We start from the raw sequence: 26,927 nt of genomic DNA, 5'->3' as shown, positions 1-26,927 counted from the left end.
TAAGGTTCCTGAAGGGTTGTTGGAGACTACGACGTAGATAGGCAGGGTGTGTAAGCGTTGTGAGGCGTTGAGCTAACCTGTACTAATTGCCCGTGAGGCTTAACCATACAACACCCAAGGGGTTTTAGCGGACTCCACGAACACTTGAATGAGTGTTGAGAACATCAGCTTTCGAGATTGTAACGAATTTGCTTGGCGACCATAGCATTATGGACCCACCTGATCCCATGCCGAACTCAGCAGTGAAACGTAATAGCGCCGATGGTAGTGTGGGGCCTCCCCATGTGAGAGTAGGACATCGCCAGGCTTTAAATTTTAGAAATTCGCAAATGCGGGTTTCCACGCAGAATTGCGTGCTGGTATAGCTCAGTTGGTAGAGCGCACCCTTGGTAAGGGTGAGGTCCCCAGTTCAAATCTGGGTACTAGCACCACGATTTTGTTCAGCGACAATAGCACAGCGGTACCACCTGATCCCATGCCGAACTCAGAAGTGAAACGTTGTAGCGCCGATGGTAGTGTGGGGCCTCCCCATGTGAGAGTAGGTCATTGCTGAACACTTATTCTAAACCCAGCCTAACGGCTGGGTTTTTTCATATCTGGGGTTATCAAATAAACGCCCCTCGTCTATTGATGAGTTTTCTTCATGCTATAAAGGCTGCTCATCTATTCTTTTAATCTTCTTTTGCTTGCACCCACGAGTGATCTCTTATAGTTTTATTTAGATATCTGGACGTCTAAACATCTCTGTTCGAGGGAGTAGACGGGAAAACGTTTAAGGAGAAGCACCCATGCCGATTAAGATCCCTGACAAATTACCTGCCACCGACATCCTGCGCGGGGAGAATATCTTCGTGATGTCGGAAGCCCGTGCATCCAGTCAGGAAATCCGCCCTTTGAAGGTGCTGCTGCTTAATTTGATGCCGAAGAAGATCGAAACGGAAACCCAGTTCCTGCGTCTGTTGTCCAACAGTCCGCTACAAGTCGATGTTGAGTTGCTCCGCATCGATAACCGGCCGACGAGAAATACGCCGACAGAGCACCTTGATACTTTCTACCGACAGTTCGAGATGGTGAAAGACCGTAACTTTGACGGCCTGATAGTGACTGGGGCGCCATTAGGTTTGGTACAGTTTGAGGATGTGCTGTATTGGGAAGAGATCCAGACCATCATGAATTGGGCCAAGGAGCATGTGACCTCGACCCTGTTTGTCTGTTGGGCTGCTCAGGCTGGCTTGAAGTTGCTCTATGATCTGCCCAAGCGCACCCGTAAGGAGAAACTTTCCGGGGTGTATTGGCACCGGATCCATGATTGCCATAATCCGATTCTGCGCGGGTTTGATGATTCATTTTTGGCGCCACACTCACGCTATGCCGATTTCTCGCCGGAGTACCTGGCCGAGCACACAGATTTGGACGTTCTGGCTACTTCTGAGCAAGCAGGAGTCTACCTTGCGGCAACCAAGGACAAGCGTAATGTCTTTGTCACTGGCCACCCTGAATACGATGTCGATACCTTACATAATGAATATGTGCGGGATGTCGGTGAAGGGATGGAGCCCAATGTGCCGGTCAACTACTACCCAGACAATAACCCGGGCAACCCGCCGATTGCCAGTTGGCGCAGTCATGGCCACCTGCTGTTTTCTAACTGGCTTAATTACTGTGTTTACCAGCAGACACCTTACGATTTGGAACACTTCTCGGAAGCCAATTTCACCAAGGATGAATAGCCTATAAGGGCGAAAAAAAAAGACCTGCGTTATGCAGGTCTTTTTTGTATCCGCCTCAGTCGATTATCAGGCGTTGTTCTCAGCTTCCCACAGCTTGGCCTTGTGGATCAGCGGCGTGATTGTTGAGCCCTGGACCAATATCGAGAACACCACGACCGAATAGGTCATTACCAGCATGATTTCACGGACGTCGATGTTTTTATCCGGGATCACCATAACACCGGCCGGAATAGCCATTGCCATGGCGAGGGCAAGGCCGCCTCGCAGGCCACCCCAAGTGAGGATCTTGACGGATAACGGGTTGTAGTCACGATAGCGCTGGAAGCCGGCGTAAGAGAGTTTGATACTGAGGAAGCGGCTCAGTAGAACCAATGGCACCGCAATTACCATCAGTATCCAGTCTTCTTGGTGGAAGCTAAATTGCAGCATACTCATACCAATTAACAGGAACAGTACGCCGTTGAGGAACTCATCGACCAGCTCCCAGAAGTGATCGAGGTGATCTTCACTTTCTTTGGAAAAGCCAATATAGCGTGTCCAGTTACCGATCATGATGCCTGATACCACCATGGCCAGAGGGCCTGAAACATGAATAACGTCGGCGAAGACATAACCTGCGGTTGGGACACCCAAGGTCAGTAGTAGCTCCATCGAGTGGTCGTTGGTCGAGCTGATGAGGTAGTGGAAGATCAGGCCAAGGGCGAAGCCGTAGGCAATGCCACCGATAGCTTCTTGCACGAATAGCTGGCCGACGCCAAGAACGGTAGGGGCTTCGTTACCGAAAGCGATGGTAAATAGGGTAACGAAAATGACTAGGCCGAAGCCGTCATTGAATAGTGATTCGCCCTCAATTTGGGTTGAGATGCGTTTTGGCGCATCGAGTTTTTTGACAATGGCAAGGACGGCAATCGGGTCGGTCGGGGAGATCAGCGAGCCGAAGATCAGGCAGTATATCAGATCAAGCGGGATGCCGAGCGTCTGGCAAATACCCCATAGGGAAAATCCGATAAAAAAGGTCGAGAACAAGGTTGCGGCGAGTGCCAGCGTGGTGATTTCCCATTTTTGGTCTTCCAGGTGGGGCAGTTTGATCCCAAGGCCACCGGCAAACAGCAAGAAGCCCAGGATCCCTTTGAGTAGGAAATTTTCAAAGTTGATTTCGCCAAGCTGGGCAGCGGCAACGTCCTCTAGATGGAACCAGCCGTTTTGCCCGGCAACGATGATGCCCAGCGATAGTACCAATGCCCCCGCAGTGATGGCGATAGTGGTCTGCATTTTTCCTATTTTGCTGTTTATAAAAGCGATCAGCATCGCTGCTGCCGCCAGAAAACAGAGGGTGCTGTAAACTGACATCCCATGACCTCGATGATAGTTGAAAGTAAAGCTGAAAATTGTGTCAAAATATAAATCTATCATTGTCCGATAGCTATCATTAATTTCATTCCAATGAGTTAAAATTTAATCAACGAAAAGCCCTTTAGACGTCTAGATTTCCATTTCTGCTATGGTAGGATGTGAATTAGCTGTGACATTAGAAAAGGAAGTAAAGCGGTGTTGATGGGCAAGGATTTACTAAATAAACGCTTGGCTGAGCAGATCCTGATCATTGATGGTGGCATGGGCACCATGATCCAGGGCTATAAGCTGGAAGAGCAAGATTACCGTGGTCAGCGTTTTGCCGATTGGCATATGGACCTCAAAGGTAATAACGACTTACTGGTACTGACACAACCGCAATTGATCAAGGAGATCCATGCCTCGTATCTAGAGGCGGGGGCCGATATCCTTGAAACCAATACCTTCAACGCAACGACCATTGCGATGGCCGATTACGAGATGGAAGCGTTGAGTGCCGAGATCAACCTCGAGGCCGCAAAGCTGGCCCGCCAAGTGGCCGATGAGTGGACGGCAAAGACGCCGGATAAACCACGTTTTGTCGCAGGGGTACTGGGGCCAACCAACCGTACCTGTTCTATCTCGCCGGATGTCAATGATCCCGGCTTTCGTAATATCAGCTTCGATCAGTTGGTAGAGGCTTATGCCGAGTCAACCCGGGCTTTGATCGAGGGCGGATCGGATATCATTCTTATCGAAACCATTTTCGATACGCTCAATGCCAAGGCCTGTGCGTTCGCAGTAGAAACCGTGTTTGAAGAGTTGGGTTACGCTTTGCCGGTGATGATTTCAGGTACCATCACCGATGCCTCAGGCCGAACCCTATCGGGCCAGACAACCGAAGCGTTCTACAATGCGCTTCGCCATGTCAATCCTATTTCCTTTGGCCTTAACTGTGCGCTGGGGCCAGATGAGCTGCGCCAATATGTCGAGGAGTTGTCGCGCATCTCCGAGTGCGCGGTCTCAGCCCACCCAAATGCCGGCCTGCCGAATGCTTTCGGTGAATATGATCTGTCGCCAGAGGAAATGGCGGTGCATATCAAGGAGTGGGCGCAAAGCGGCTTCCTGAATTTGGTCGGAGGCTGTTGTGGTACCACGCCTGAACATATTCGCCGGATGGCTGAAGCGGTAGTAAACATTGCTCCGCGCACCTTGCCCGAATTACCTGTCGCTTGTCGTCTCTCGGGCCTTGAGCCGCTGACCATTGAAAAGGATACGCTGTTCGTCAATGTGGGTGAGCGGACCAACGTGACCGGCTCTGCCCGGTTTAAGCGCCTGATCAAAGAAGAGCTGTACGATGAAGCCTTGGAAGTCGCCCGCCAGCAGGTTGAAAACGGTGCCCAGATCATCGATATCAATATGGATGAAGGGATGCTGGACGCCGAGGCGTGTATGGTGCGCTTCCTCAAGCTGTGTGCTTCCGAGCCTGAGATTTCCAAAGTACCGATTATGGTCGACTCCTCGAAGTGGGAAGTGATCGAGGCGGGCCTTAAATGTATCCAGGGCAAGGGGATCGTCAACTCTATCTCGCTCAAGGAAGGCAAAGAGAAATTCGTCGAGCAGGCCAAGCTGATCCGCCGCTACGGTGCCGCGGTGATAGTGATGGCGTTTGACGAAGTGGGTCAGGCAGATACCCGGGAGCGCAAGGTAGAGATCTGTACCAATGCCTACCGTATCTTGGTCGATGAAGTCGGTTTCCCGCCGGAAGACATCATTTTCGACCCGAATATCTTTGCTGTGGCCACCGGTATCGAAGAACACAACAACTATGCCGTTGATTTCATCGAGGCCGTCGGCGATATCAAGCGTGAGCTACCGCATGCGATGATTTCCGGTGGTGTCTCCAACGTGTCGTTCTCGTTCCGGGGTAATAACTATGTCCGCGAGGCGATCCATGCCGTGTTCCTGTATCACTGTTTCAAGCGTGGGATGGACATGGGCATCGTCAATGCCGGACAGCTCGAAGTGTACGACAACGTGCCGGAGAAATTACGCGAGGCGGTAGAGGATGTGGTCCTCAACCGCCGCGATGATTCAACCGAACGCTTGCTGGAAATCGCGGAAGAGTACCGCACCAGCACTGTCGGCCAGCAAGATGACGGTGCGGCGCTGGAGTGGCGCAGCTGGCCGGTTGCAAAGCGTCTCGAGCATGCTTTGGTGAAAGGCATCACCGAGTTTATCGTTGATGATACCGAGGAAGCCCGTCTCAATGCTTCCAAGCCGCTTGAAGTGATCGAGGGGCCGCTGATGGACGGTATGAATGTGGTCGGTGACTTGTTCGGTGAGGGTAAGATGTTCTTGCCGCAGGTGGTGAAATCTGCCCGGGTGATGAAGCAGGCGGTTGCCCACCTCGAGCCGTTTATCAATGCCGAAAAACAGGCCGGCACGTCGAACGGCAAGATCCTGCTGGCAACGGTGAAAGGCGATGTCCACGACATTGGCAAGAACATTGTCGGCGTGGTATTGCAGTGTAATAACTACGAGATCATCGATCTGGGTGTGATGGTACCGTGTGAGAAGATCCTCAAGGTCGCCAAGGAAGAGAATGTCGATATCATCGGCCTCTCTGGCCTCATCACCCCTTCGCTGGACGAGATGGTCCATGTCGCGAAAGAGATGGAGCGCCAAGGCTTTGATTTACCGCTGCTCATTGGTGGGGCTACGACGTCCAAGGCTCATACTGCGGTGAAGATCGAGCAGAACTACAGCCATCCTGTGGTGTATGTGAATAACGCTTCCCGCGCGGTGGGGGTATGTACCTCACTGCTCTCAGATGAGCTTCGCCCGGCCTTTGTTGAAAAACTGGATGCGGATTATGTCAGGGTACGTGATCAGCATAGCCGCAAGCGTCCGAGGACCCAGCCGGTCTCGCTCGAGGTGGCAAGGGCTAACAAGGTAGCGATTGACTGGGAAGCGTATTCCCCGCCGATACCACTGAAATCAGGTGTGCAGGTGTTTGATGACTTTGATGTGGCGACCTTGCGTGAGTACATCGACTGGACCCCTTTCTTCATGACTTGGTCGCTGATGGGCAAGTACCCGGCCATTCTTGATCATGAGGAGGTGGGTGAGGAAGCACAGCGCTTGTTCAGCGATGCCAATGCCCTGCTCGATAGGGTCGAGCAGGAAGGCTTGCTCGAAGCCCGTGGTATGTGTGCCATGTTCCCGGCCAACAGTGTCGGTGATGATATCGAGGTGTATACGGATGAGTCGCGTACTGAAGTGGCTAAGGTATTGCACAACCTGCGCCAGCAAACCGAGAAGCCGAAGGGGTTCAATTATTGTTTGTCGGACTATATCGCGCCGAAAGGGAGCGGCAAGGCTGATTGGATTGGGGCCTTTGCGGTAACCGGCGGGATTGGCGAGCGTGAGTTGGCCGATGCCTACAAGGCAGCAGGCGATGATTATAACGCGATCATGATCCAGGCGGTGGCCGACCGGTTGGCAGAAGCCTTTGCCGAGTATCTGCATGAGCAGGTGCGTACGGAGATCTGGGGCTACTCGCCGGATGAGAACTTATCGAATGATGATCTTATCCGTGAGAAATACCAGGGGATCCGTCCTGCGCCAGGGTATCCGGCGTGTCCTGAGCATACCGAGAAAGGCGCGCTGTGGGAGCTATTGCAGGTTGAAGAGACGATTGGTATGTCGCTGACAACCAGTTATGCGATGTGGCCGGGCGCTTCGGTATCGGGCTGGTATTTCTCCCACCCGGACTCGCGCTATTTTGCGATCGCCCAGATCCAGGACGATCAGCGCGACAGCTATGCCGATCGCAAAGGCTGGGAGCAGGCCGAGGCCGAGAAATGGTTGGGCCCGAACCTGCATGGCTAAATGGGGTCACCCTGAACAAAAAAGGCGCTCACTGAGCGCCTTTTTTATTTGCTATCTGCGGGCTCTATCCGCATTGCTGTTACTCGAACAGCCCTTGGTGCAAGACCTTGACCACGTCACGCGACTCTTTGGTTTTGACCAGGAAGCACAAGTTGTGGGTACTGGCACCGAAGCAGATCATGCGCGGGCTGTATTGCTCCAGACGGCTGAATACTTGGGTTGCGGCACCCGGGGCATCGCCGAGCTGGTTGCCAATGAGGGCAACTAAACACAGATCTTGCTCGACTTCCACGCGGCAAAGCTGGCTCAGTTGCTCCATCGCTGCGGCTGGCAGGCTAGGGGCACCACCACCGGTATCGGTTTGGTCGAGGGTCAGTGAAACACTGACTTCCGAAGTGGTGATCAAATCAACCGAGATTTTGTGTTCGGCCAGAATACGGAACACTTCGGACAGGAAGCCGTAGGCATGGAACATATTCAGGCTGGTCAGGGTGACCAGGGTCTGGTTGCAGCGCAGTGCCAGCGCCCGGAATTTCGGCGGCTCGCTGACCTGCTGGCGGATCCAGGTACCACCTTGCTCAGGGGCTTTCGATGAACCGATAAAGACCGGGATCTGTTGGCGGACAGCCGGCAGCAGAGTCGACGGGTGGAGGATCTTGGCTCCGAAGTTTGCCATCTCTGATGCTTCGCTAAAGCTGATTTCGCTGATTGGCTTGGCATTAGCGGTGATGCGCGGGTCTGTTGTATACATGCCCGGTACATCCGTCCAGATCTCCAGAGTTTCTGCGCTGATGGCTTCTGCAACTAGGGCGGCACTGTAATCGCTGCCACCGCGGCCAAGGGTGGTCGTTTCCCCGTCGCTGTTTGAGCCAATGAAGCCTTGAGAAACTATAATGGTATCGCCTTCCAGCAGAGGCTGGAGCTGTGAGTCGGCCAGTTGGCGGATGGTATCAATGTCCGGGATGGCTTTGCCGTACTGGCTGTCGGTACGCATGACAGAGCGAATATCGAAACGCTGGGCTGTCGCCCCCATTTCGTTGAGAATTTGGGTAAATAAGTGCGTCGACAATAGTTCACCATGGGCAACCAACTGATCGGTCAGCTTGGTCGATGGTGACTCCGCGGCTTGCTCGGCGAGGCCTGCCACGTTATTGATGAGTTGTTCTATGTGGCCAGTGACAGTGTCTGGCTGGGCCAGCTTGTCGATAATGTTCTGGTGGATAGAGGTCAGTTTTTGTAGCCGTAGGGAGCGCTGCTCGTTATCGGCAATTCCGTTTGCAAGTTCAACTAGCAGGTTGGTGACGCCGGAACAGGCACTGATCAAAACTACTTTGGCAGCAGCATTTTCCTTGATGATCGTGGCACTTCGGCTCATGGCGGCATGATCGGCTACGCTGGTACCGCCAAATTTCGCTACAGTAATCGGAGGAGGAACAGTAAAGTTATTTTCGACAAAGCTCACGGCGAGTCTCCCAGTAATAAAGAGTATATACGTATTTATCAGGGGGCTCGGGATGGTAGTCCCGACAAAAAAGTCAGGAGAGCAAAAAGGTAAGATGTAAACCGGTACAACAACCAGAAGCTCCCCATCTATCCATTACCATAGTGAATAGATGACAGCCAGAAGGATTCAACCTTCGTAGCCGATACGCCATGCCCCCTGTCATGCCGTATCTCGGCGTTACTCCCCCTCTCCAGACTGCTTCGGGGTGGGGCCCCGCAACCTAGATACCTGGGTAACGCTCCTCTTCTGTCTGCCCCTGAGAAAGCTATTTCTCAGGATGAACAAAAAACGTTCTATATTGAACCGGATTTCCTGGTCTTTTGTCAATTAGATAGAGGTAAATTATGCATAAAATTTGCAAAAAGTTGTCACGAACAGGAGTGGGCGCTATCTGCCCGAGGTCATGGTGATTTGGTATAAGCATAATTAGCATATAGCTGATATAGTCAATCAGTACCTTACAATAACTGATCTACAGTCACGCTTACCGCCAGGGAGGAAAACAACAATGACGATTGGCAGCTTCTATCCACCACAGCGCACTCTGATGGGGCCGGGTCCATCGGATATCTACCCTCAGGTGCTGCAGGCTCTGAGCCGTCCGACCATTGGTCACCTAGACCCATTGTTTATCGGCATGATGGATGAGCTCAAGCAATTGCTGCAATATGCTTTCCAGACGCAAAATACCTTCACCATTGCCGTATCGGCGCCGGGCAGTGCCGGTATGGAGGCCTGTTTTGTCAACTTGGTTGAGCCGGGTGACAAGGTGATAGTCTGCCGCAACGGTGTATTTGGCGATCGGATGCGCGAGAATGTCGAGCGCTGCGGTGGCGTGGCGGTCATGGTCGATAACAACTGGGGTGAACCTGTTGATCCTGCCTTGGTAGCCCAAGCACTCGAGAGCCACCCCGATGCGAAGATCGTGGCCTTTGTCCATGCCGAGACCTCGACCGGGGCATTGAGTGATGCTGAGGCAATTGCCAAGCTGGCCAGAGCCCATGACTGCCTGACCATTGTCGATGCCGTCACATCACTGGGGGGCGTGCCCCTGCTGGTGGACGAATGGCAGCTGGATGCGGTGTACTCCGGTAGCCAGAAATGTTTGTCCTGTGTCCCGGGGCTGTCGCCGTTAACCTTTTCTGAGAAGGCCGTGGCTAAGATCCAGAGCCGCCAGGCACCGGTTCAAAGCTGGTTCCTCGACCAGAGCTTGGTGCTGGGGTACTGGAGCGGTGAAGGCAAGCGAAGCTATCACCATACCGCACCGGTAAACAGCCTGTATGCGTTGCATGAAGCCTTGGTGCTGTTGCAAAACGAGGGCTTGGAGAATGCCTGGCAGCGCCATAAGGATATCCACCTGGAGCTGCGTGAAGGGCTGGAGCAGTTGGGCATTGAATTCGTGGTTGATGAGGCGCATCGACTGCCACAGCTTAATGCGGTCTATATTCCTGACGGTATTGATGATGCCGAGGTGAGGAAAACCCTGTTGGAGCGCTACAACCTGGAAATTGGTGCCGGACTTGGTGCGCTGGCTGGCAAGGCGTGGCGTATTGGTTTGATGGGGTATGCCGCCCGCAGTGAAAATGTCGCGCTGTGCCTACGTGCACTGGAGACCACGCTGAAATAACCGACCTTCGGTGACGGCATGGAGAAATGGCTACCGCGAGGTAGCCATTTTTTGTTGGGCATCAGGGCATTTCCGGCTTGTCCGACTGTGGAGACGCAGCGTCAGGAGATGAAAAGGTACGGCCAGGATAAAGGTACTGGGCCTCATCCAGGATTTGCTCCGCCCGGTTGTGTTGCCCCAGCTGGTAATAAGCCGTGACCAGATTTTGGTACAGCTCAGGACGTGGCCATCGCTTGGCCTTTTGCTGGGCCCAGTTGATGTACTCCTGGATTAGGGTGGGGTTGTCGCTGGCGACCCCAAGCTGCAATTGGGTAAGATGCAAATCCCACTCAAACCGGTTCTGCCATGCCCAAGGGTTATTGACCCGCAACAGATAGTCAACATTGGCGGGGCGGCTGGTTTCGTACTGGGTCAGCTGGGCGCCGGAGTAGAGGGTTGTCGCCATAAAACCGGTGGTGATGAGTGGCAGCGTCAGTACCAGTGCCCGGATCGATAGGATGTAGCGCATGTTTTGCTTGTAGTACTTGGCCGTCAGGTTATCGACCCAGTAAATCAACAAGATGAAGATCACCCAGTGGACCAGAGAGTGGTAGAACGGGTACTCCAGCTGGCTATGCAAGACCAGCGGGAAAAACAGTCCGATCAGAGCCAGCTGTGTCCCTTCCCGGGCTTTCTTGATTTTGAGGAACACCGCGGCCGCTGCTGCCAACAGGGCAAGGAGTGGAATGATACCACCTTCTGCAGCCCAGAGTGCCAGCTCATTATGCGGGTGGGTGAGGGCGGCCATGCCTGCCGGGTTGTCCGGGTTGTCATGGTGCCATTTCGCCGTCTGGGTAATGTAGCTCACCTCAAAGGTGCCGTAGCCGTAGCCGGTTAAGGGCTGGCTGAGGAACATATTAACCGCTTGCGGGATATGCATGGCTCGGGCACTGACCAAGCTCAGGCGGTTCTCCTGAGGCGACCACCCCGTGGTGCTATTGATATGCCATGACAGGCTAAGCCCGAGCGTAATCATCAGCAGCCACATCCGCCACTGGGCTTTGGCGGCAAAGTGGCGCAGGTATGGGAGCAGCAGCAGGGTACCGACGGTGGCTCCGAGCCAGCCGGTGCGGGAGCTTAGCACCACCAGTAATGGCAGGGTAATGACAGGGGTCAGTAGTAAGAAACATTGCTGCCAGCTCCACTTGCCCCGGTACATGGGAATACGGGCAAGAAGGTAGCCGGACAGCACTAAGCCGGTAGCCAAAAAGCTAGCCATGACATTGGGCTGCTGGAAAATCCCGTAAGGCCGGTTGGCCAACGTGTCGTAGCCCATCGGGTTACCCGGCTCCAGTAGCATGAACTGCACCCAGCCGAGGATGGCTTGAAGCCATACCGCAGCAAGGACAAACCACAGCATGCGCTGGCGCTGCTTGTGGTTGAAGGAGAATTGCTGCAAGCCGACAAAAAACAGCAAACCAGCCCACAGGCCCAGCAGCCGTGGCAAGCTCTGGCCGATGTCCGCGTTGGGGTAGAACATGGGCAGGGTGAGCAGGACGCAGCATATCGTCAGGACAATGGTCAGCCGCGAATAGCGCCATATCCGTTGGCGGCAGATTTCCAGCAGGCCGAAGGCAATAGCGAAGCTGAACGGGATCCAGCTCATGGCATTGAACGAGAGCTCCAGTCCGGAGCCGCCGGGATTATGCTGAAAGTAATGCATCGCCAACAGGAACAGGATCCCGAGTGACACCAAGAAGGGCTTTATCATCGGCTTGCTGATCCCTTTCTCGGCAAGGTTGGTGCCTTTTACATATAACACTGTCATGGTGGTTACGCTGGATCTCACTGTCTGAATCAAACAAAACCGGGCTTGAAGGTAAGCCCGGTTTCTCGTCGTCGGTTAGGTTGCCAGAGCTATTGTACTGGCGTTCACTCTGGCAGCAAAGGCTTGAGGAAGCGTGCAGTGTGCGAACCTGCGATCTGCGCCACTTGCTCCGGGGTACCGGTTGCAATGATTTCACCGCCACCGCTACCGCCCTCGGGACCGAGGTCGATGATCCAGTCAGCGGTTTTGATCACATCGAGGTTATGCTCGATCACCACAATGGTATTGCCGTGGTCACGCAAGCGGTGCAGGACATTGAGCAACTGCTGAATATCGTGGAAATGCAGGCCAGTGGTCGGCTCATCCAGGATGTACAGGGTCTTGCCGGTGTCGCGCTTGGACAGTTCTCGGGCCAGTTTGACCCGCTGGGCTTCACCGCCCGATAGGGTGGTGGCAGCCTGGCCCAGGCGGATGTACGACAGGCCGACATCGATCAGAGTCTGCAGTTTTCTCGCTATAGCCGGTACCGCATCGAAAAATTCGCGGGCATCTTCGACCGTCAGCTCCAGCACCTCGTCGATGGTTTTGCCCTTGTAGCGGACTTCCAGTGTTTCGCGGTTGTAGCGCTTGCCCTTACAGGCATCACACGGCACATAGACATCCGGCAGGAAGTGCATCTCTACCTTGATAACCCCGTCGCCCTGGCACGCCTCACAGCGGCCACCCTTGACGTTGAAACTGAAGCGCCCCGGTTTGTAACCGCGCGAACGCGACTCCTGGGTGCCGGCAAACAATTCACGGATAGGGGTAAAGATCCCGGTATAGGTCGCCGGGTTAGAGCGTGGCGTACGGCCAATCGGGCTCTGGTCGATATCAATGACCTTGTCGAAGTGCTCGAGATCCTGTATTTCACGGTATGGCGCAGCCTGGCCCGATGTCGCCCCGTTGAGCTGGTGGTGGGCGATCTGGAAGAAGGTGTCGTTGATCAAGGTTGACTTGCCCGAGCCCGATACCCCAGTAATACAGGTCAGCAGGCCGACAGGGAGCTCGACGTCGACATTTTTCAGGTTGTTGCCGGTCGCACCCAGCAGCTTGACAGTTCGCTCCGGATCCATGGCCACGCGCTGCTCCGGAACCGCAATGCATTTCTTGCCGCTGAGGTATTGGCCGGTTAGTGAGTTGTCGTTGGCGACGATATCAGCCAGCTTGCCCTCGGCAATCACATTGCCGCCGTGGACACCGGCACCAGGGCCAATATCAATCACATGGTCAGCGGTGCGGATGGCGTCCTCGTCGTGCTCGACCACAATCACGGTGTTGCCGAGATCGCGCAGGTGGGTCAGGGTCTTGAGCAGGCGTTCGTTATCTCGCTGGTGGAGGCCGATTGACGGCTCGTCCAGCACATACATCACGCCCACCAGGCCGGCACCGATCTGGCTGGCCAGGCGGATCCGCTGGGCTTCACCGCCCGACAGGGTTTCGGCACTGCGCGACAGGTTGAGGTAATTGAGGCCGACATTGACCAGGAAGCTCAACCTGTCATTGATTTCCTTGAGGACCTTTTCGGCAATCTTGGCTTTCTGTCCGGTCAGCGCCAGCTGTTGGAAGAAGTCCATTGCCTCGCTGATACTCATCTCGCTCACGGTTGGCAACGTAGTATCGGCGATAAAGACATTGCGGGCCTCGAGGCGCAGGCGGGAGCCGTTACAGCTGCTGCACGGTTTGGTCGAGACGAATTTGATCAAATCTTCGCGTACCGAGTTGGATTCGGTTTCGCGGTAGCGGCGCTCCATGTTGTTGAGGATCCCCTCGAACGGATGGCGGCGGACCGTGATATCCCCCCGGTCGTTGATGTATTTGAACTCGATATTGGTGCTGCCCGAACCATTGAGGATCACGTTCTGGACCTTCTTCGGCAGGCTGTCGAACGGGGCCTCGACATCAAAATCATAATGCTCGGCCAGCGACTTGAGCATCTGGAAATAGTAGAAGTTGCGCTTGTCCCAGCCGCGGATCGCGCCGCCGGCCAGGCTCAGCTCGCCATTTTGCACCACCCGTTCAGGGTCAAAAAACTGCTGCACCCCCAAGCCGTCACAGGTCCCACAGGCACCGGCCGGGTTGTTGAAGGAGAATAGACGAGGCTCAAGCTCCTGCATGCTGTAGCCACAGTGCGGGCAGGCAAAGTTGGCCGAGAATACGATCTCTTCATGCTCGCCGTCGGTCATCGGGCTGACAACCACGTTACCACCGGACAGCTCGAGGGCGGTTTCGAAAGATTCTGCCAAGCGCTGCTGCAGATCATCGCGGACCTTGAAGCGATCGACTACCACTTCGATGGTGTGCTTTTTATGCAGTTCCAGCGTTGGTGGATCGGACAGATCACACACCTCGCCATCGATACGGGCGCGGATATAGCCTTGGGCGGCGAGGTTGGCCAGGGTCTTGACGTGTTCGCCCTTGCGCTCTTTGACGATAGGTGCCAGCAGCATCATTTTGCTGCCTTCCGGCAGCTCGAGCACCTTGTCGACCATTTGGCTGACGGTTTGGGCGGCGAGCTCTACATGGTGGGTCGGACAGCGTGGCTCACCGACACGGGCGTAGAGCAAACGCAGGTAATCGTACACCTCGGTAATGGTCCCGACCGTAGAGCGCGGGTTGTGCGAGGTCGACTTCTGCTCGATGGAAATCGCCGGGGATAGCCCCTCGATATGGTCGACATCCGGCTTTTCCATCAGTGACAGGAACTGGCGGGCGTAGGCCGACAGCGATTCGACGTAGCGGCGCTGCCCTTCGGCATACAGGGTGTCGAAAGCCAGGGATGACTTTCCCGATCCCGACAGGCCGGTGATAACAATCAGCTGATCCCGAGGCAGCGTGAGGGAAATGTTCTTGAGGTTATGGGTACGGGCACCCCTGACTTCAATGTTATCCATATCGATGAGCTTTATTGACTAATTTATGACTGCGGCATTATTGCACAGGGCTCAGGGCCTTGAAAGAAAAAGCTGTATAAAAACACAGTGAGCTGGTTATAATAGCACCATTCTGTGTCGCTTATTCGTGCTGGCATTTGCTGTATTTTACTCGGATTCAGCCCTGTTCGATCAGGGGTGAAGCATGATAGACTGCGCGATTAAGTATAAACTTTCAATAACGGCAGCTGGCTTTTCCCAGCGTCGATAATGAGATCGGAGTGAACTATGGCCAGTCGTGGCGTAAACAAAGTTATCCTAGTCGGTAACTTGGGTAATGATCCGGAAATCCGTTACATGCCAAGTGGTGGTGCAGTAGCAAATATTACCATTGCCACCTCTGAAAGCTGGCGTGACAAGAACACTGGTGAGCAGCGCGAGAAAACTGAATGGCACCGTGTGGCGCTGTTCGGCAAGCTAGCTGAAGTCGCTGGTGAGTACCTGCGCAAGGGCTCTCAGGTATACATCGAAGGCCAACTGCAGACGCGTAAGTGGCAAGACCAAAACGGTCAGGACCGCTACACGACCGAAGTTGTGGTTCAGGGCTTCAACGGTGTTATGCAGATGCTTGGCGGCCGTCAGGGCGGTGGCCAGGGTATGGGCGCACCAATGGGTGGCCAACAGCAGCAAGGTGGTTGGGGTCAGCCTCAGCAGCCAGCAGCAGCGCCTCAGCAGAACTTTGCTCCGCAGCAACAGCAACAGGCTCCACAGCAGCAGGCCGCTCCTCAGCCTCAGTACAACGAGCCGCCAATGGATTTCGACGACGACATCCCATTTTAAGCACTTGCTGTGTTGATAGGTCGCTGACCCAAATGATTAAGCCTCGCCGATGCGGGGCTTTTTATTGTCTGCTAGCTGTGGGCTGGGTTGGACTTGGCCTTGATAAAATCAATGAACAGCTTGGTTTTGACATGGTTGTAGTCGAGTTTGGGGTAGTAGGCGTAGGCTGAACTCACGGGTTGTCTGAGTTCGGGTAACACCGGTACCAGCAAGCCCTTGCTGAGTTCGCGCTTGACGGTATTCTCTCCCGCCAAGATGATCCCCATTCCGGCCACGGCGGCGGCGACCAGTGCTTCCGGATTCTGGGTGGTGAAGTTGCCCTTGAGACGCACCCTGACTTCATTTTCGAACACGTGCTCTTGCTCGTGGCCATGAGTGCCGAACATCAGGCAGTTATGTTGTGTCAGTTGCTCAGGGCTGTCGATCAGCGGTTTTCCTTCCAGGTAAGACGGGGCGGCATAGAAACCATGGCGGAAGTTGAACAGCTTGGTGGCGATATAGCTCGATGAATTGAAATCGGTGAGCTCCTTGCTGATAAAGACATCCAGGTTGAGATCCGGGAGCTGGCCCGGGGTAATGGTATGCAGCTCGACCTGGATATTGGGATACACCTCGATGAACTCCGCCAGGTAGTTCACCAGCAGGCGACTGCCAACCGCCAGCGGCGCACCGATCCGCAATACCCCGCTGACGTCACCATAGGTCGAGGTAGTCTCTGCCAGCATCTGGTGCCAGTCATCCAGCAAGCGTGCGCTGCGCTGATAGAAGAGGCGGCCGGCATCGGTCATGGTCAGGCTGCGGGTGGTACGTTTGAGCAGTTGCACGCCCAGCTGTTTTTCCAGCCAGGCCAAACGCTTGGACAGGGCTGAGCTGGAGGTGTTGAGTTTGGTGGCGGCCTGGGCCAGTGAGCCCTGGTCGACAACGGTAACAAAGCTTTTGGTGCAGGTGATCCAATCCATGTTGCTAATAACCCTATTGCGCTGGTGGCAGGCGAAGTTGCATATTTTCTTACATTACCATGAGTTTCCTTCCGGTTCAGACGGTTTATGTCCTAACAAGGGTTTACAAAATTGTTAATTTGTCGACTTTGGCACTGACAGCATGATCAATACAATGGTATTTTTGCTTTTAGTGTACGCCCATGCCTTGGCCTTTCTGGTGTTTGATCTGGCTAAGTATCTGTTTGACTATTTGAGTTTTTTTGGCTGCTTATGAGAAAAGCTTCAGGGATGCGGTTAACCAACCGTCTAGTTGCCTTTGTCACATTAATTGTTATCTGTGCCATTTTCGTCATTTTTATTGGCGGGGCGGTAAGTTTTCGCAAGTTGGGGCAGGACTACCTGACCCACTATCTGGAGGGGGTCGTTGGGGTCATCGATCAGGAGCTGGCTGATCCTCAAGGCTCGCAGGCGATTTCGCGTTGGCTGCCAAAGTTGCTCAAAGCCAGTAATGTGGTGGAGCTGGAAGTCGGCAGTGAGGCAGGGGTGGTGTACGCTTTTCAGGGGCTACAGCCGTTGACTGACCCGAACATCCTCCATCAGAGCCGCTACGAGCTCGAACACAATCCCGGTTTCACGGTTACCATGAAATCGATCCCGCCATATACCGAGTTTACCTACTCGTTAGGCGCGATGTCGTCGATAAGCCTGGCCGTGGCGATCATCATCATGGGGTTGGTTTGGGGGATGGACTGGCTGCGTCGCCAGCTGTACGGCTCGGAGCTGCTCGAACATCGTGGTCGGCTGATCCTGGCCGGCAGGGTGGATGAAAATGCCGTGGGCGATGAGCAGGAGTGGCCTGCCACTGCCAGCTTGGCCCTCGACAAGATGATCGCCGAGCTCAAGGATGCCCGGCAGGAGCGCAGCCGTTTTGACACTTTTATTCGAACCCATACCTTCCTCGATCAGCTGACTGGGGCGGCCAACCGGGTGTTGTTCGATAGCCGCTTGCAGTCGATGCTGCAGGATCAGGAAACCCACGGCGCAGTCATTCTGATCCGGATCACCGATTGGGAAGAGTTGCTGGCTGACAAGGGCAAAGCCGAGGCCGATGAGCTGATCCAGGATGTCGGCGGGATTTTATCGAACCTTATCCAGCGTTACCCGGATACGGTGCTGTCGCGCTATTTCGATGCGGAGTTTGCCATTCTGCTGCCGCAGCAGTCGGCCAAGGAGGTCAAGCAGTTTAGCAATACGCTGATGAATGCCTTGGATCGCCTGTCGCCGCCAGCGCCGCTGGAGCCCGACAATTGGTGCCATATCGGGGTAACCTTCTGTGCCAGTGGCGAGCGCCGCGGCCGGATCATGGACGAAGCAGATATGGCACTGCGCAGTGCCCAGTTGCAGGGCTCCAACAGCTGGTATGCCTTTAAGAAAGATCAGCAGTTTGAAGACGCCAGGGGCAGTGTGCGCTGGCGGACCTTGCTCGATGCCGTGTTCAGCAATGGCGGCCCGGCCTTGTATCAACAGTCGGTGCAGTTGGTAGATGGTAGCCCGCTACACCGTGAGTTGCTGTCCCGCATCAGGGATGAGAACGGTATGCTGATCAAAGCGTCGCGTTTCCTCACCGCTGTCGAGCAAGTCGGTTTCAGTGCCCGGATGGATAAAATTGTGGTGACCAAGGCACTGCACATGCTCAAGAGCGAGCCGGTGACCGAGTCGATTTCGGTCAATCTCAGCGTAGAGGCCTTGTTGGAGAAGAGCTTTGTCAAATGGCTGCGGGACGAACTGCTGCAGACCCCGCGCACTGTGCTCAACCGATTGTCCTTCGAAATTGCCGAAGGGGGGCTGGTCAAGCACCTGGATGCAATGCGTCCGGTGACCCGGATGCTGGTTGGCCTTGGCTGCAGCCTGGTGGTTGATCAGGCGGGCAGAACCATTGTCAGTACCCACTATATCAAGGATATCCGCGCCGATTACATCAAGCTGCACCGTAGCTTGGTTCGCGAGATCAATCTACGCCAGGAAAACCAGCTATTTGTCAGAAGCATGTTGGGTGCCTGCGCTGATTCCGACGTCAAGGTGATTGCTGTTGGGGTCGAAAATGCCAATGAGTGGCAAGTTCTCAAGCAGTTAGGGATAAATGGCGGTCAAGGGCGTTACTTCTCGCCTGAAAATTCAGCAGAAAATGATGCTGACAATAATAATAACCCACGGAAATTGTTTGGAAAAAACACAGGGTAGAGCAAAAAATCACTATTCATTAAGGGAATTATCATTATAATGGTCAAAATATTGACACTTATTGTCAAGGACAGTGAATTCCTGCGATACCCCCTGAAAGTAAGCCTGTTTAAACCAAGTAGCCTGAAATGATAATAAAGAAATTGCTAAGGAAGAAGACACATTCTCCGGTGGCGGGAATGGCATTATTCGCCGATACCGTGGCTTTGGTGTACCAGGAAAATAAATCATGGGTGACGGATGAGCTGCCGGTATCAGGGCTGAACGGCTGGCCGGGGGCGATTCGCACCTTGATTGACAAGCACCAGCTGAAAGGGGCGGAGTTGCGCCTGGTGCTAGGGCATGGCCTGTATCAGAGTATGTTGATCGACAAGCCCGAGCTGCCGCGGGAAGAGTATCCGACGGCCTTGCCCTTTTTGGTCAAAGAGCTGGTCAACGAGTCACCGATGGAGCTGGTGGCCGATGGTTTTGTCGCGCCGCTGAAAGAGCGCCTGCAGGCATTTTCGACCCAGAAAAAGCAAATTGAGCAGCTGGACAAGGCCTGCCGGGAGGCGGGGTGCGAGCTGTTGTCGGTGTCCGCCGAAGAAGTGGTATGGGGACAGCTGACCGCGTTTGAGCGAAGCCAGCTTGTTCTGCACCGCCGGGGGAAAGCCAACCTGCAGTTGTCGGCTTTCAAACAGCAGGTGCTGTGCTTCCAGCGCCAGCTTCGCGGCTTCAGCGTGCCGTTGTTGGCTAGTGACGATGCCCAGTCGCTGGAAAAAGGTTTGCAGCTCGATGGATTGGCATTGGAGCTGCAGCGGTCGCTGGACTTCCTCAGTGCCCAGCTGCGTGATGCCCCGATCACCCAGCTGCTGATTTCCTGTGATGACGATGACGACAGTGAGTTAGCTCAAGCCTTGAGCCAGCGCCTCAACGTCAAGGTTGAACCCGTTACCCCTTCGCATCCTTCTTTGGCCAGCAACGCCGTGCGTGTTGCCTACTGTGCGGTAATAGAGCCCGAGCAGGTCGGGATTAATTTCTACAGCGATGCCCTAAAGCCAAAGCTTGAGTTGTTGACCCTCCCCAATGTCGTAATGAGCTGGGTGGCGATCACTGTGGTATTGGCGGCGTTGGCAGGTTGGTTCAGCTGGCAGAGCTACCAGCAACAGCAAGAGCTGGCGGCAGAGCAGCAGCGCCTGCAGCAAAAATCCGCCGAGCTTGAGCGGACTAAGGCTGCCCTGGCCAAGCACTTGCCGAGCCAGATCAAGGTCGATGTGGCTAACGGCCTGGAGCAACACCTCGCCGAGAAGCGGGCTGCCCTGGAGGCTATCGCCCTGCATGATAGTAGCTTGCAGGTGGGATATGCCGGCATGATGCAGCAGTTGTCGGCGGCTGCCAGTGGTGATATCTCGGTCCAGCACCTGAGGGTAAAAGGGCCTCAGCTCAATCTTGAAGGTCTGGCACGAACCCCGGATGCCGTTCCGGCTTGGTTGCAGGAATTCAGGCAGTATCCGTCGCTGTCGGATCGCCGCTTCAAGCTGATGACGCTTGGCCGTAACAAACAGAATATCGTGACCTTCAAGCTGCTGGCTGAGCGCAATCAGCCTGCAGCACCTGCTGTCACGCAAGGAGTCGCCCAATGAACCACTGGCAGACGCTGTGTGACAAATTTGCCCTGCTGACCCAACGAGAGAAGTGGTTGATCGCCCTGTCGGGCTGGATTGCCCTGTTGTTCGTCGGCTTTATCGTGGTGATTGAGCCCCAGGTGAAAGCGGTTGAGGCCGCCTCGGGGCAGCTGCAGTCGGTGAAGAATGCCCTGCTTAACACCACGAACCAACAGTTGGTGATGGAGCGCAAGCTCAAGGGGGATCCTGACGCCGATATCGATGAGCGGATCACCTTGCTGGAGTTGCAGAATGCAGATATGGACGCCCAGCTCGATGGGCGGGTATCGAGTTTGGTTACGCCGGTACAGATGTCGGCTTTGATGGAGAAAGTGCTCCAGCATTCGCGCCAGCTAAAGTTGCTGTCGTTGGAGTCTTTGCCGCCGGTACAGCTGGTCGGCGGGGAAGACCAGGGGTATTACATCCACCCGGTGCGGTTGACATTGCGTGGACGGTACTTTGATTTGATCCGCTACCTCGAACAGCTCGAAGCGCTGCCAGTCCAGTACTACTGGCGGAGCTTGGATTACCGGGTGGATAACTACCCTTGGGCCGATATCCAGCTGGAAGTCTACACACTCGGAGTAAGCGAGGACTTTATTGGTGGTTAGATTAGCAATGGTGGTCGTGGTATGGCTGTTGATACCGCTGGCACAGGCTGCGCAGGATCCGACTGCGCCATTGGGCTGGCAGGCGCCGGCGGTCAAGACAAGCCCGTCACGGGCACGCCTGCCGCAGTTGCAGGGGATCTTTTGCGATCAGGATGGTCAGGCATGCCGGGCGATTCTTAACAGTGTGTCTGTCGGGACCGGCGGGCGAATAAGCGGTTATACCCTCAGTCAGGTGACGGATGATTACGTCATCTTGCAGCGGGGTGGGCGGCAATGGCGGCTGGAAATGTTCGCCGATAACATAAAGTCAGAGTAGAACAAGAAGTGGTAAACATGCGTGGATTAATAGTAGCCGTAGTCATGGCTTCCCTGGCAGGATGCTCGACCAATATGGGACACCGAGACCCGGTGGAGGTCAAAGGTGCCCTTAACCAGGCCGCCAACGAAGCGAACAGTAGACCATTGATGGATCTGCCGCCGGCGGTCAGCAATGATTTGATGCCGGGCCTCGACGGGATGGATTATGCGAGCCAGTCAGTGCTTGAAAAGCGCTTTCGGGTTAATGCCCGCAATGTTGAAGCCAAGGCATTCTTCGGAAGCCTGGTGAAAGGCACGCCGTTCAATATGGTTATCCACCCGGATGTGCAGGGCCGTATCTCCCTGACCCTGCGCGATGTCACGCTGGACGAAGTGCTGTCTGTGGTCTCCGATATTTACGGCTATAACACAACCCGCAAGGGTAACATTATCCAGGTTTTCCCGGCCACCTTGCGTACCGAGGTGATCCCTGTCGACTACCTCCAGCTACAGCGCCGCGGTGTTTCTCTGACCTCGTTGACCACCGGCTCAATTACCAACAGTAATTCAGGCAATTCCGGCAGTTCTCAAAACAACACTGGCAACAGCAGCAATAAAAACAACAGCAACAACAATAACAGCTCAACCACCACCACGGGCGGTACGACGATCGAAACTGTCTCGGAAAGTGATTTCTGGGCCCAGCTGGAAAAAGCCGTGCAGGCGATGATTGGCAGCGGCCAGGGACGGAGCATTGTGGTTTCGCCACAGGCGAGCTTGATCTCGGTCCGTGCCTACCCGAACGAGTTGCGCGAAGTCAAAGAGTTTCTCGGTGTTTCCCAGCAGCGCCTTAAGCGCCAGGTTGTGCTGGAAGCCAAGATCATGGAAGTGGCCCTGAGTGATGGCTACCAGCAGGGGATCAACTGGAGCAATATCACCAAGACCATTGGCGGTACAGAAATTGTCTTCGGCCGCGGCAATATTTCCAACGGCACTATCCCGACCCTGCCGGGGGCCGACCCGATTGCTGCGCTACTGGGTGGGCAGACCAATATAACTATTTCGGACGGGAACTTCGATGCGGTACTGAGCTTCCTCGATACCCAGGGCGATCTGAACGTGCTGTCCAGCCCGAGGGTGACGGCGGCCAACAACCAGAAAGCGGTGATCAAAGTAGGTAGCGATCAGTACTTCGTGACCGACATTTCCGGCGGCGAGGTCAACAGTGATGGCGGAACCGCCTCGCCGGATATCGAGCTGACACCGTTCTTCTCAGGGATCTCTTTGGATGTGACCCCGCAGATCGGCGATGAGGGCAGTGTCTTGCTCCACGTCCACCCAGCGGTTATCGATGTTGAAACCGAGATCCGCGATATTGCCCTGGGGGATACCTTCGGTACCTACCAGCTGCCGCTGGCCAAGAGCTCTATCCGCGAGTCGGACTCGGTGATCCACGCCCGCTCTGGTGATGTGGTGGTGATCGGCGGGTTGATGAAATCGGCGACCACCGACCAGGTGTCGAAAGTGCCGCTGCTGGGGGATATCCCGATGCTGGGGCACCTGTTCCGTAACGTCAACAAGCTGCAGGTCAAGACCGAGCTGGTGATCTTGCTCAAGCCTACGGTCGTCGGCGAACAGACCTGGCAGCAGGAAGTGGAACGCTCCCGCGCCCTGCTCAACGAGTGGTTCCCCGAAGAGGGCTAAGCCGTGTACCTCGAGCATTTCGGCATGGTGTCAGCGCCTTTCGGCCTGACACCCAATACCCATTTTTTCCATGCCTTGCCACCGCACCTGGAGGCTATCGATACCACCTTGGCGGCGCTGGGGATGGGCGAGGGGATCATCCAGATCACCGGAGAAGTGGGCACGGGTAAAACCTTGGTATGTCGAATGCTGATCAACCAGTTGCCTGCGCACTTTGAGCTGGCTTATTTGCCGACGCCAGCCGAGAGCGGCCCGGCATTGCGCATTGCCTTGTCCCGTGAGTTGGGGCTGGCAAGCGAAGGTGACAATAGCCTGCTGGCCGACCGGCTGCAGCAAGCTCTGCTGGCACGCAAAGCGGCGGGGAAAACCGTTGTGGTATTGATCGATGAGGCACAGGCTCTGCCGGATGATGCCCTGGAGGCCATTCGGCTGCTGGGCAACTTGGAAACCGAGCAGGAAAAGCTGCTGCACATTGTACTGCTGGGGCAGCCTGAGCTCGACCGGCAGCTCGCCAGGCATGAGCTGCGCCAGTTCCGCCAGCGGATCACGTTCCGTAGCGAATTAAGGCCTCTCAATCTGGCCGAGACCCTGGCCTATATCGAACACCGCCTGCAGACTGCCGGTATCCAGCACGAGCTGTTTGCCCTGCCGCAGGGCAAGGCGATATGGCAGGCCAGTGGCGGTATCCCCCGACTAATTAACCAGCTGTGTCACAAGGCGTTAATTGCCGCATACAGTGAAGACAAATTGATGGCTGGGCGTGAAGAGGTACTCGTGGCAATCCGCGACACCTTGGGCGCGCGCCAGCCAAGATGGACCTACCCGGTACTATGGGGATGGCAATAATCTATGAGTGAATTGAATAAAAAACTGAGCGCGCTAAGCCGTCAGCAGGGCCAGCAACAAAGAGGCTTCAGTCGCAGTGAAATCAAGCCGGCAGCGATTAAGCCGGTCAAGCAAGCAAGCCTCAAGCCTTGGGCGACACTGGGCGTGCTGGGCCTTGGCATCGCCATGGGTATAGGTGGCTGGCAGTTGTGGTCCAGCGACAATGCGGTCGGCGAGGTAGTCATGGCGGTCAACCCGGTCGCGCCGGCAGAAGCTGCTTCAGAGCCCATTGCTGCAGAGCCTCCGGTTATCGCAGAAGCCATGGTGGATAAAGCTGAAAAGGTGACGGCCGAGCCGCAACCTGTCGCTAATATGACAGAGGTTGAACAAACGGTCTTGCCGCAAGAGCCTGCGAAGAAGCCGGTTGAGAAAGAGTCTGTGAAAGCCGCTCCTCAGCCCGCACAACAGCAAACGGTAGTGACACAAGCGCCAGTGGCTGAGGTTAAAGCGCCTAAAGCTGCTGCCCCGAAAGCCCCTGCACCTAAGGCTTCGGTTCAGAAAGCGCCAGCAGCAAAGCCTGTTGTTTCAGAGCCTGCGACACCTGAGCCGGTAACGACATTGAGCCATGCTGATGACATCCATCGCAGTGGCGACATGGAAATAACCGATGGCGAAGAGAGCCTGATGATTGAAACGGTCGAGCTCGATGCCGGTCAGCTGGCCCAGATTGAATACAGGAAAGCTGAAAAGGCCCTCAAGCAGGGCGATAGCCGCAAGGCGATCAGCTTTTTGGAAACGACGGTGAAATACAACCCTGAGTGGATCACGGCACGCCAGAAACTGGCGGCACTGTATTACGGCCGGGGAGAAACCCGCCGCGCGATGGCGACGCTGCAGCAAGGCTTGTCGCTGGATGCCGGCCAGCCAGATCTGCGCCTGACCATGGCCAAGCTGCTGGTTAACGAGTCACAGCAGCAGGCGGCACTGAACGTACTGAGCCAGTTGCCAAGTTATGCCCATAGCGATTATTTGGCGATGCGCGGTGCCTTGGCCCAGCAGCTTAACCAAAATGACTTGGCCCTGAGCAGTTACCACAACCTAGTCAAAGCCGAGCCTTATGATGGCCGCTGGTGGCTGGGGCTAGGGGTGGCCTTGGAGCGTAACCAGGACTTGGCCGAAGCCGAAGAGGCCTACCAGCAGGCATTGCGGATGGGGCAGATCTCCGGTGAGACGCAACAGTTTATTCGCCAACGCCTGGCCGTGCTGGCCAATAGCAAGGGGTAATTATGGCACTTCGACTACGTAAACGCCTTGGCGACCTGTTGATTGAAGAGGGCATCGTCTCGCAGGATATGCTGGAACAGGCGCTGGACAACCAGCAGTCAACCGGCCGCAAGCTGGGGGATACCCTGATCAGCATGGGGTTCCTGAGCGAGCAGAAAATGCTGCAGTTCCTCTCCCGCCAGCTTGATATTCCGCTGGTCGATCTCAACCGCCTGACGATAGATACCAATGCGGTGGCCCTGCTGGCCGAAGTCCATGCGCGCCGCCTGCGAGCATTGGTGCTCAGCGAACAGGACGGCATGGTCCGGGTGGCGATGAGTGATCCGGCGGATCTGGCCTCTCAGGAAGCGGTTTACGACCAGCTGGCACAGTACCGGATCGAGTTGGTGATTGCCTCGGAGCGCCAGCTGATCACGGCATTTGACCGCTATTACCGCCGTACCCAGGAAATTGTCTCCTTTGCCGAGCAGCTGCAGGCCGAGCACCAGCACCACTCGGAATACGCGTTTGGCTTGGAGGACAACGACAATGACGAAGTCACCGTTGTTAAGCTGATCAATTCGCTGTTTGAAGATGCAATTCAGGTGGGGGCATCGGATATCCATATCGAGCCGGACAGCGATGTGTTGCGGATCCGCCAGCGTATCGATGGGGTGCTGCACGAAACCCTGCTCAAGGAATCTGGTGTCGCATCGGCATTGGTGCTGCGCCTGAAGCTGATGGGCAGCCTGGATATTTCCGAGAAGCGCCTGCCGCAAGACGGTCGCTTCAATATGTCGGTGCGCGGCCAGTCGGTCGATGTACGTCTATCGACCATGCCGGTGCAGCACGGTGAATCCGTGGTGATGCGTCTGCTCAACCAGTCGGCGGGGATCTTGAGCCTTGAGCAGATTGGTATGCCCGAAGATATCTTGCTGCGCTTCCGCCGCCAGTTGCGCCGGCCGCACGGGATGATCCTGGTTACCGGCCCGACCGGCTCGGGGAAAACCACCACCTTGTATGGCGCGCTGAGTGAGCTCAACCAGCCGGGCAAGAAGCTGATCACCGCGGAAGATCCGGTGGAATACCGCTTGCCGCGGGTCAACCAGGTTCAGGTCAACAGCAAGATAGGCCTGAACTTCTCGTCGATCCTGCGCACCTTCCTGCGCCAGGATCCCGATATCATCCTGGTGGGCGAGATGCGCGATCAGGAAACGGTGGAGATCGGCCTGCGCTCGGCCCTGACTGGCCACCTGGTGCTGTCCACCCTGCATACCAACGATGCCGTAGACAGTGCCCTGCGAATGATCGACATGGAAGCACCTGGCTACCTGGTTGCCAGTGCGGTGCGGGCGGTATTGGCCCAGCGCCTGGTACGCCGGGTCTGTAAAGACTGTGCGACAGATCATGAGCTCGAGGCCGACAAGCAGCAGTGGTTGATGGCGCGGTTCCCCCATTTGACCGAGACGACCTTCCGCAAGGGACGGGGCTGCCAGACCTGTAACTTTACCGGCTACCGTGGCCGTATCGGGGTGTTTGAGCTATTGGAAATGCGCCCGGATATGATGGATGCCTTGCGTGCCGGTGATGCCGTACATTTTAGCCAGATCGCCCGCCAGTCGCCGGGGTATAAGCCGCTGATCGAGTCGGCGATGGAGCTGGCGCTGGAAGGGGTTACCAGCCTGGATGAAGTGCTGCTGCTCGGTGAGGGTGATGAGCACAATAGTTATGTGGTCTAACGGCTAGCAGGTACGAG

At 55.4% G+C, this 26,927-nt stretch carries 17 protein-coding genes, 1 tRNA gene, 3 rRNA genes and 1 riboswitch; of the genes, 16 read left to right on the top strand and 5 right to left on the bottom strand.

The features are described 5' to 3' along the window. The 5 genes from C9J03_RS22210 to metA form a co-directional block, all read left to right on the top strand. Positions 1-107: ribosomal RNA gene (locus C9J03_RS22210) — 23S ribosomal RNA — on the top strand; the annotation flags it as partial. 84 nt (positions 108-191) lie between these two features. Continuing rightward, positions 192-307 (top strand): 5S ribosomal RNA (gene rrf, locus C9J03_RS22205). Between the two features lie 48 nt (positions 308-355). Next, positions 356-431 (top strand) — tRNA-Thr (locus C9J03_RS22200). An 8-nt stretch (positions 432-439) separates the two neighbouring features. Continuing rightward, a 5S ribosomal RNA gene (rrf, locus tag C9J03_RS22195) occupies positions 440-555 on the top strand. A gap of 233 nt (positions 556-788) precedes the next feature. Beyond that, positions 789-1,730, top strand: coding sequence for a homoserine O-acetyltransferase MetA (gene metA, locus C9J03_RS22190; protein WP_044622396.1), 942 nt, complete (start codon positions 789-791; stop codon positions 1,728-1,730). Between the two features lie 66 nt (positions 1,731-1,796). Here the strand turns inward: metA and C9J03_RS22185 are convergent, their stop codons facing one another. Next, positions 1,797-3,080: a cation:proton antiporter gene (locus C9J03_RS22185; RefSeq protein ID WP_044624357.1), complete on the bottom strand. Its 1,284-nt coding sequence runs from the start codon at positions 3,078-3,080 to the stop codon at positions 1,797-1,799. A gap of 204 nt (positions 3,081-3,284) precedes the next feature. Between C9J03_RS22185 and metH the strand changes: the two genes are divergently transcribed. Beyond that, positions 3,285-6,956, top strand: a complete 3,672-nt coding sequence (gene metH, locus C9J03_RS22180) for a methionine synthase (protein ID WP_044622397.1) — start codon at positions 3,285-3,287, stop codon at positions 6,954-6,956. 79 nt (positions 6,957-7,035) lie between these two features. Here metH and lysC read toward each other — a convergent pair whose 3' ends face one another. Beyond that, the gene (lysC, locus tag C9J03_RS22175) at positions 7,036-8,418 is read right to left on the bottom strand and encodes a lysine-sensitive aspartokinase 3 (protein ID WP_044622398.1); all 1,383 of its coding nucleotides are present in this window, start codon (positions 8,416-8,418) and stop codon (positions 7,036-7,038) included. A 109-nt stretch (positions 8,419-8,527) separates the two neighbouring features. Then, a riboswitch (Lysine riboswitch) is annotated at positions 8,528-8,714 on the bottom strand. A 254-nt stretch (positions 8,715-8,968) separates the two neighbouring features. On the opposite strand from lysC, the gene C9J03_RS22170 reads away from it, so the two are divergent. Next, on the top strand, positions 8,969-10,087 hold the full coding sequence (locus C9J03_RS22170) for a pyridoxal-phosphate-dependent aminotransferase family protein (RefSeq protein ID WP_044622399.1): 1,119 nt from the start codon (positions 8,969-8,971) through the stop codon (positions 10,085-10,087). A 61-nt stretch (positions 10,088-10,148) separates the two neighbouring features. Here C9J03_RS22170 and C9J03_RS22165 read toward each other — a convergent pair whose 3' ends face one another. Together C9J03_RS22165 and uvrA are read right to left on the bottom strand one after the other, a co-directional pair. Continuing rightward, on the bottom strand, positions 10,149-11,894 hold the full coding sequence (locus C9J03_RS22165) for a PglL family O-oligosaccharyltransferase (protein WP_044622400.1): 1,746 nt from the start codon (positions 11,892-11,894) through the stop codon (positions 10,149-10,151). 104 nt (positions 11,895-11,998) lie between these two features. Beyond that, positions 11,999-14,827: an excinuclease ABC subunit UvrA gene (gene uvrA, locus C9J03_RS22160; protein ID WP_044622401.1), complete on the bottom strand. Its 2,829-nt coding sequence runs from the start codon at positions 14,825-14,827 to the stop codon at positions 11,999-12,001. A gap of 267 nt (positions 14,828-15,094) precedes the next feature. Here uvrA and C9J03_RS22155 point away from each other — a divergent pair, with 267 nt between their 5' ends. Beyond that, positions 15,095-15,646, top strand: coding sequence for a single-stranded DNA-binding protein (locus C9J03_RS22155; RefSeq protein WP_039464765.1), 552 nt, complete (start codon positions 15,095-15,097; stop codon positions 15,644-15,646). 71 nt (positions 15,647-15,717) lie between these two features. Here the strand turns inward: C9J03_RS22155 and C9J03_RS22150 are convergent, their stop codons facing one another. Next, the gene (locus tag C9J03_RS22150) at positions 15,718-16,605 is read right to left on the bottom strand and encodes a LysR family transcriptional regulator (protein ID WP_044622402.1); all 888 of its coding nucleotides are present in this window, start codon (positions 16,603-16,605) and stop codon (positions 15,718-15,720) included. Positions 16,606-16,857: 252 nt separating this feature from the next. Between C9J03_RS22150 and csrD the strand changes: the two genes are divergently transcribed. The 8 genes from csrD to C9J03_RS22110 all read left to right on the top strand — a co-directional run bounded on the left by csrD (position 16,858) and on the right by C9J03_RS22110 (position 26,910). After that, entirely contained in the window at positions 16,858-18,828 is a 1,971-nt protein-coding gene (csrD, locus tag C9J03_RS22145) for an RNase E specificity factor CsrD (RefSeq protein ID WP_044622403.1), read from the top strand. A gap of 179 nt (positions 18,829-19,007) precedes the next feature. Beyond that, positions 19,008-20,450 (top strand): PilN domain-containing protein, encoded by a 1,443-nt coding sequence (locus C9J03_RS22140; protein WP_231580702.1) that lies wholly within the window; start codon positions 19,008-19,010, stop codon positions 20,448-20,450. Then, positions 20,447-21,082: a type II secretion system protein GspM gene (gspM, locus tag C9J03_RS22135; protein ID WP_039464759.1), complete on the top strand. Its 636-nt coding sequence runs from the start codon at positions 20,447-20,449 to the stop codon at positions 21,080-21,082. The genes C9J03_RS22140 and gspM overlap by 4 nt, the downstream gene beginning before the upstream one ends. Continuing rightward, entirely contained in the window at positions 21,075-21,398 is a 324-nt protein-coding gene (locus C9J03_RS22130) for an MSHA biogenesis protein MshK (RefSeq protein WP_044622405.1), read from the top strand. Before gspM ends, C9J03_RS22130 begins: the two co-directional genes overlap by 8 nt. Before the next feature lie 17 nt (positions 21,399-21,415). Continuing rightward, positions 21,416-23,083, top strand: coding sequence for a pilus (MSHA type) biogenesis protein MshL (gene mshL / locus C9J03_RS22125; RefSeq protein ID WP_044622406.1), 1,668 nt, complete (start codon positions 21,416-21,418; stop codon positions 23,081-23,083). Between the two features lie 3 nt (positions 23,084-23,086). Continuing rightward, entirely contained in the window at positions 23,087-23,929 is an 843-nt protein-coding gene (locus C9J03_RS22120; RefSeq protein WP_044622407.1) for an ExeA family protein, read from the top strand. 3 nt (positions 23,930-23,932) lie between these two features. After that, entirely contained in the window at positions 23,933-25,192 is a 1,260-nt protein-coding gene (locus C9J03_RS22115) for a tetratricopeptide repeat protein (RefSeq protein WP_044622408.1), read from the top strand. 2 nt (positions 25,193-25,194) lie between these two features. After that, the gene (locus tag C9J03_RS22110; protein ID WP_044622409.1) at positions 25,195-26,910 is read left to right on the top strand and encodes a GspE/PulE family protein; all 1,716 of its coding nucleotides are present in this window, start codon (positions 25,195-25,197) and stop codon (positions 26,908-26,910) included. Positions 26,911-26,927: the final 17 nt, after the last annotated feature.

Origin of the sequence: Photobacterium gaetbulicola (assembly GCF_003025515.1) — a bacterium.
Classification (GTDB): domain Bacteria; phylum Pseudomonadota; class Gammaproteobacteria; order Enterobacterales; family Vibrionaceae; genus Photobacterium; species Photobacterium gaetbulicola.
This window is presented reverse-complemented; position numbering and strand designations above follow the sequence as displayed.

What these genes read in the sequence shown, in the direction of transcription:
- C9J03_RS22155 (WP_039464765.1), top strand. Translation starts at nt 15,095, where the DNA reads ATGGCCAGTCGTGGCGTAAACAAAGTTATCCTAGTCGGTAACTTGGGT.
- C9J03_RS22170 (WP_044622399.1), top strand. Translation starts at nt 8,969, where the DNA reads ATGACGATTGGCAGCTTCTATCCACCACAGCGCACTCTGATGGGGCCG.
- C9J03_RS22165 (WP_044622400.1), bottom strand. Translation starts at nt 11,894, where the DNA reads ATGACAGTGTTATATGTAAAAGGCACCAACCTTGCCGAGAAAGGGATC.
- mshL (WP_044622406.1), top strand. Translation starts at nt 21,416, where the DNA reads ATGCGTGGATTAATAGTAGCCGTAGTCATGGCTTCCCTGGCAGGATGC.
- C9J03_RS22110 (WP_044622409.1), top strand. Translation starts at nt 25,195, where the DNA reads ATGGCACTTCGACTACGTAAACGCCTTGGCGACCTGTTGATTGAAGAG.
- gspM (WP_039464759.1), top strand. Translation starts at nt 20,447, where the DNA reads ATGAACCACTGGCAGACGCTGTGTGACAAATTTGCCCTGCTGACCCAA.
- C9J03_RS22150 (WP_044622402.1), bottom strand. Translation starts at nt 16,605, where the DNA reads ATGGATTGGATCACCTGCACCAAAAGCTTTGTTACCGTTGTCGACCAG.
- C9J03_RS22140 (WP_231580702.1), top strand. Translation starts at nt 19,008, where the DNA reads ATGGCATTATTCGCCGATACCGTGGCTTTGGTGTACCAGGAAAATAAA.
- uvrA (WP_044622401.1), bottom strand. Translation starts at nt 14,827, where the DNA reads ATGGATAACATTGAAGTCAGGGGTGCCCGTACCCATAACCTCAAGAAC.
- C9J03_RS22185 (WP_044624357.1), bottom strand. Translation starts at nt 3,080, where the DNA reads ATGTCAGTTTACAGCACCCTCTGTTTTCTGGCGGCAGCAGCGATGCTG.
- csrD (WP_044622403.1), top strand. Translation starts at nt 16,858, where the DNA reads ATGAGAAAAGCTTCAGGGATGCGGTTAACCAACCGTCTAGTTGCCTTT.
- metH (WP_044622397.1), top strand. Translation starts at nt 3,285, where the DNA reads ATGGGCAAGGATTTACTAAATAAACGCTTGGCTGAGCAGATCCTGATC.
- metA (WP_044622396.1), top strand. Translation starts at nt 789, where the DNA reads ATGCCGATTAAGATCCCTGACAAATTACCTGCCACCGACATCCTGCGC.
- C9J03_RS22115 (WP_044622408.1), top strand. Translation starts at nt 23,933, where the DNA reads ATGAGTGAATTGAATAAAAAACTGAGCGCGCTAAGCCGTCAGCAGGGC.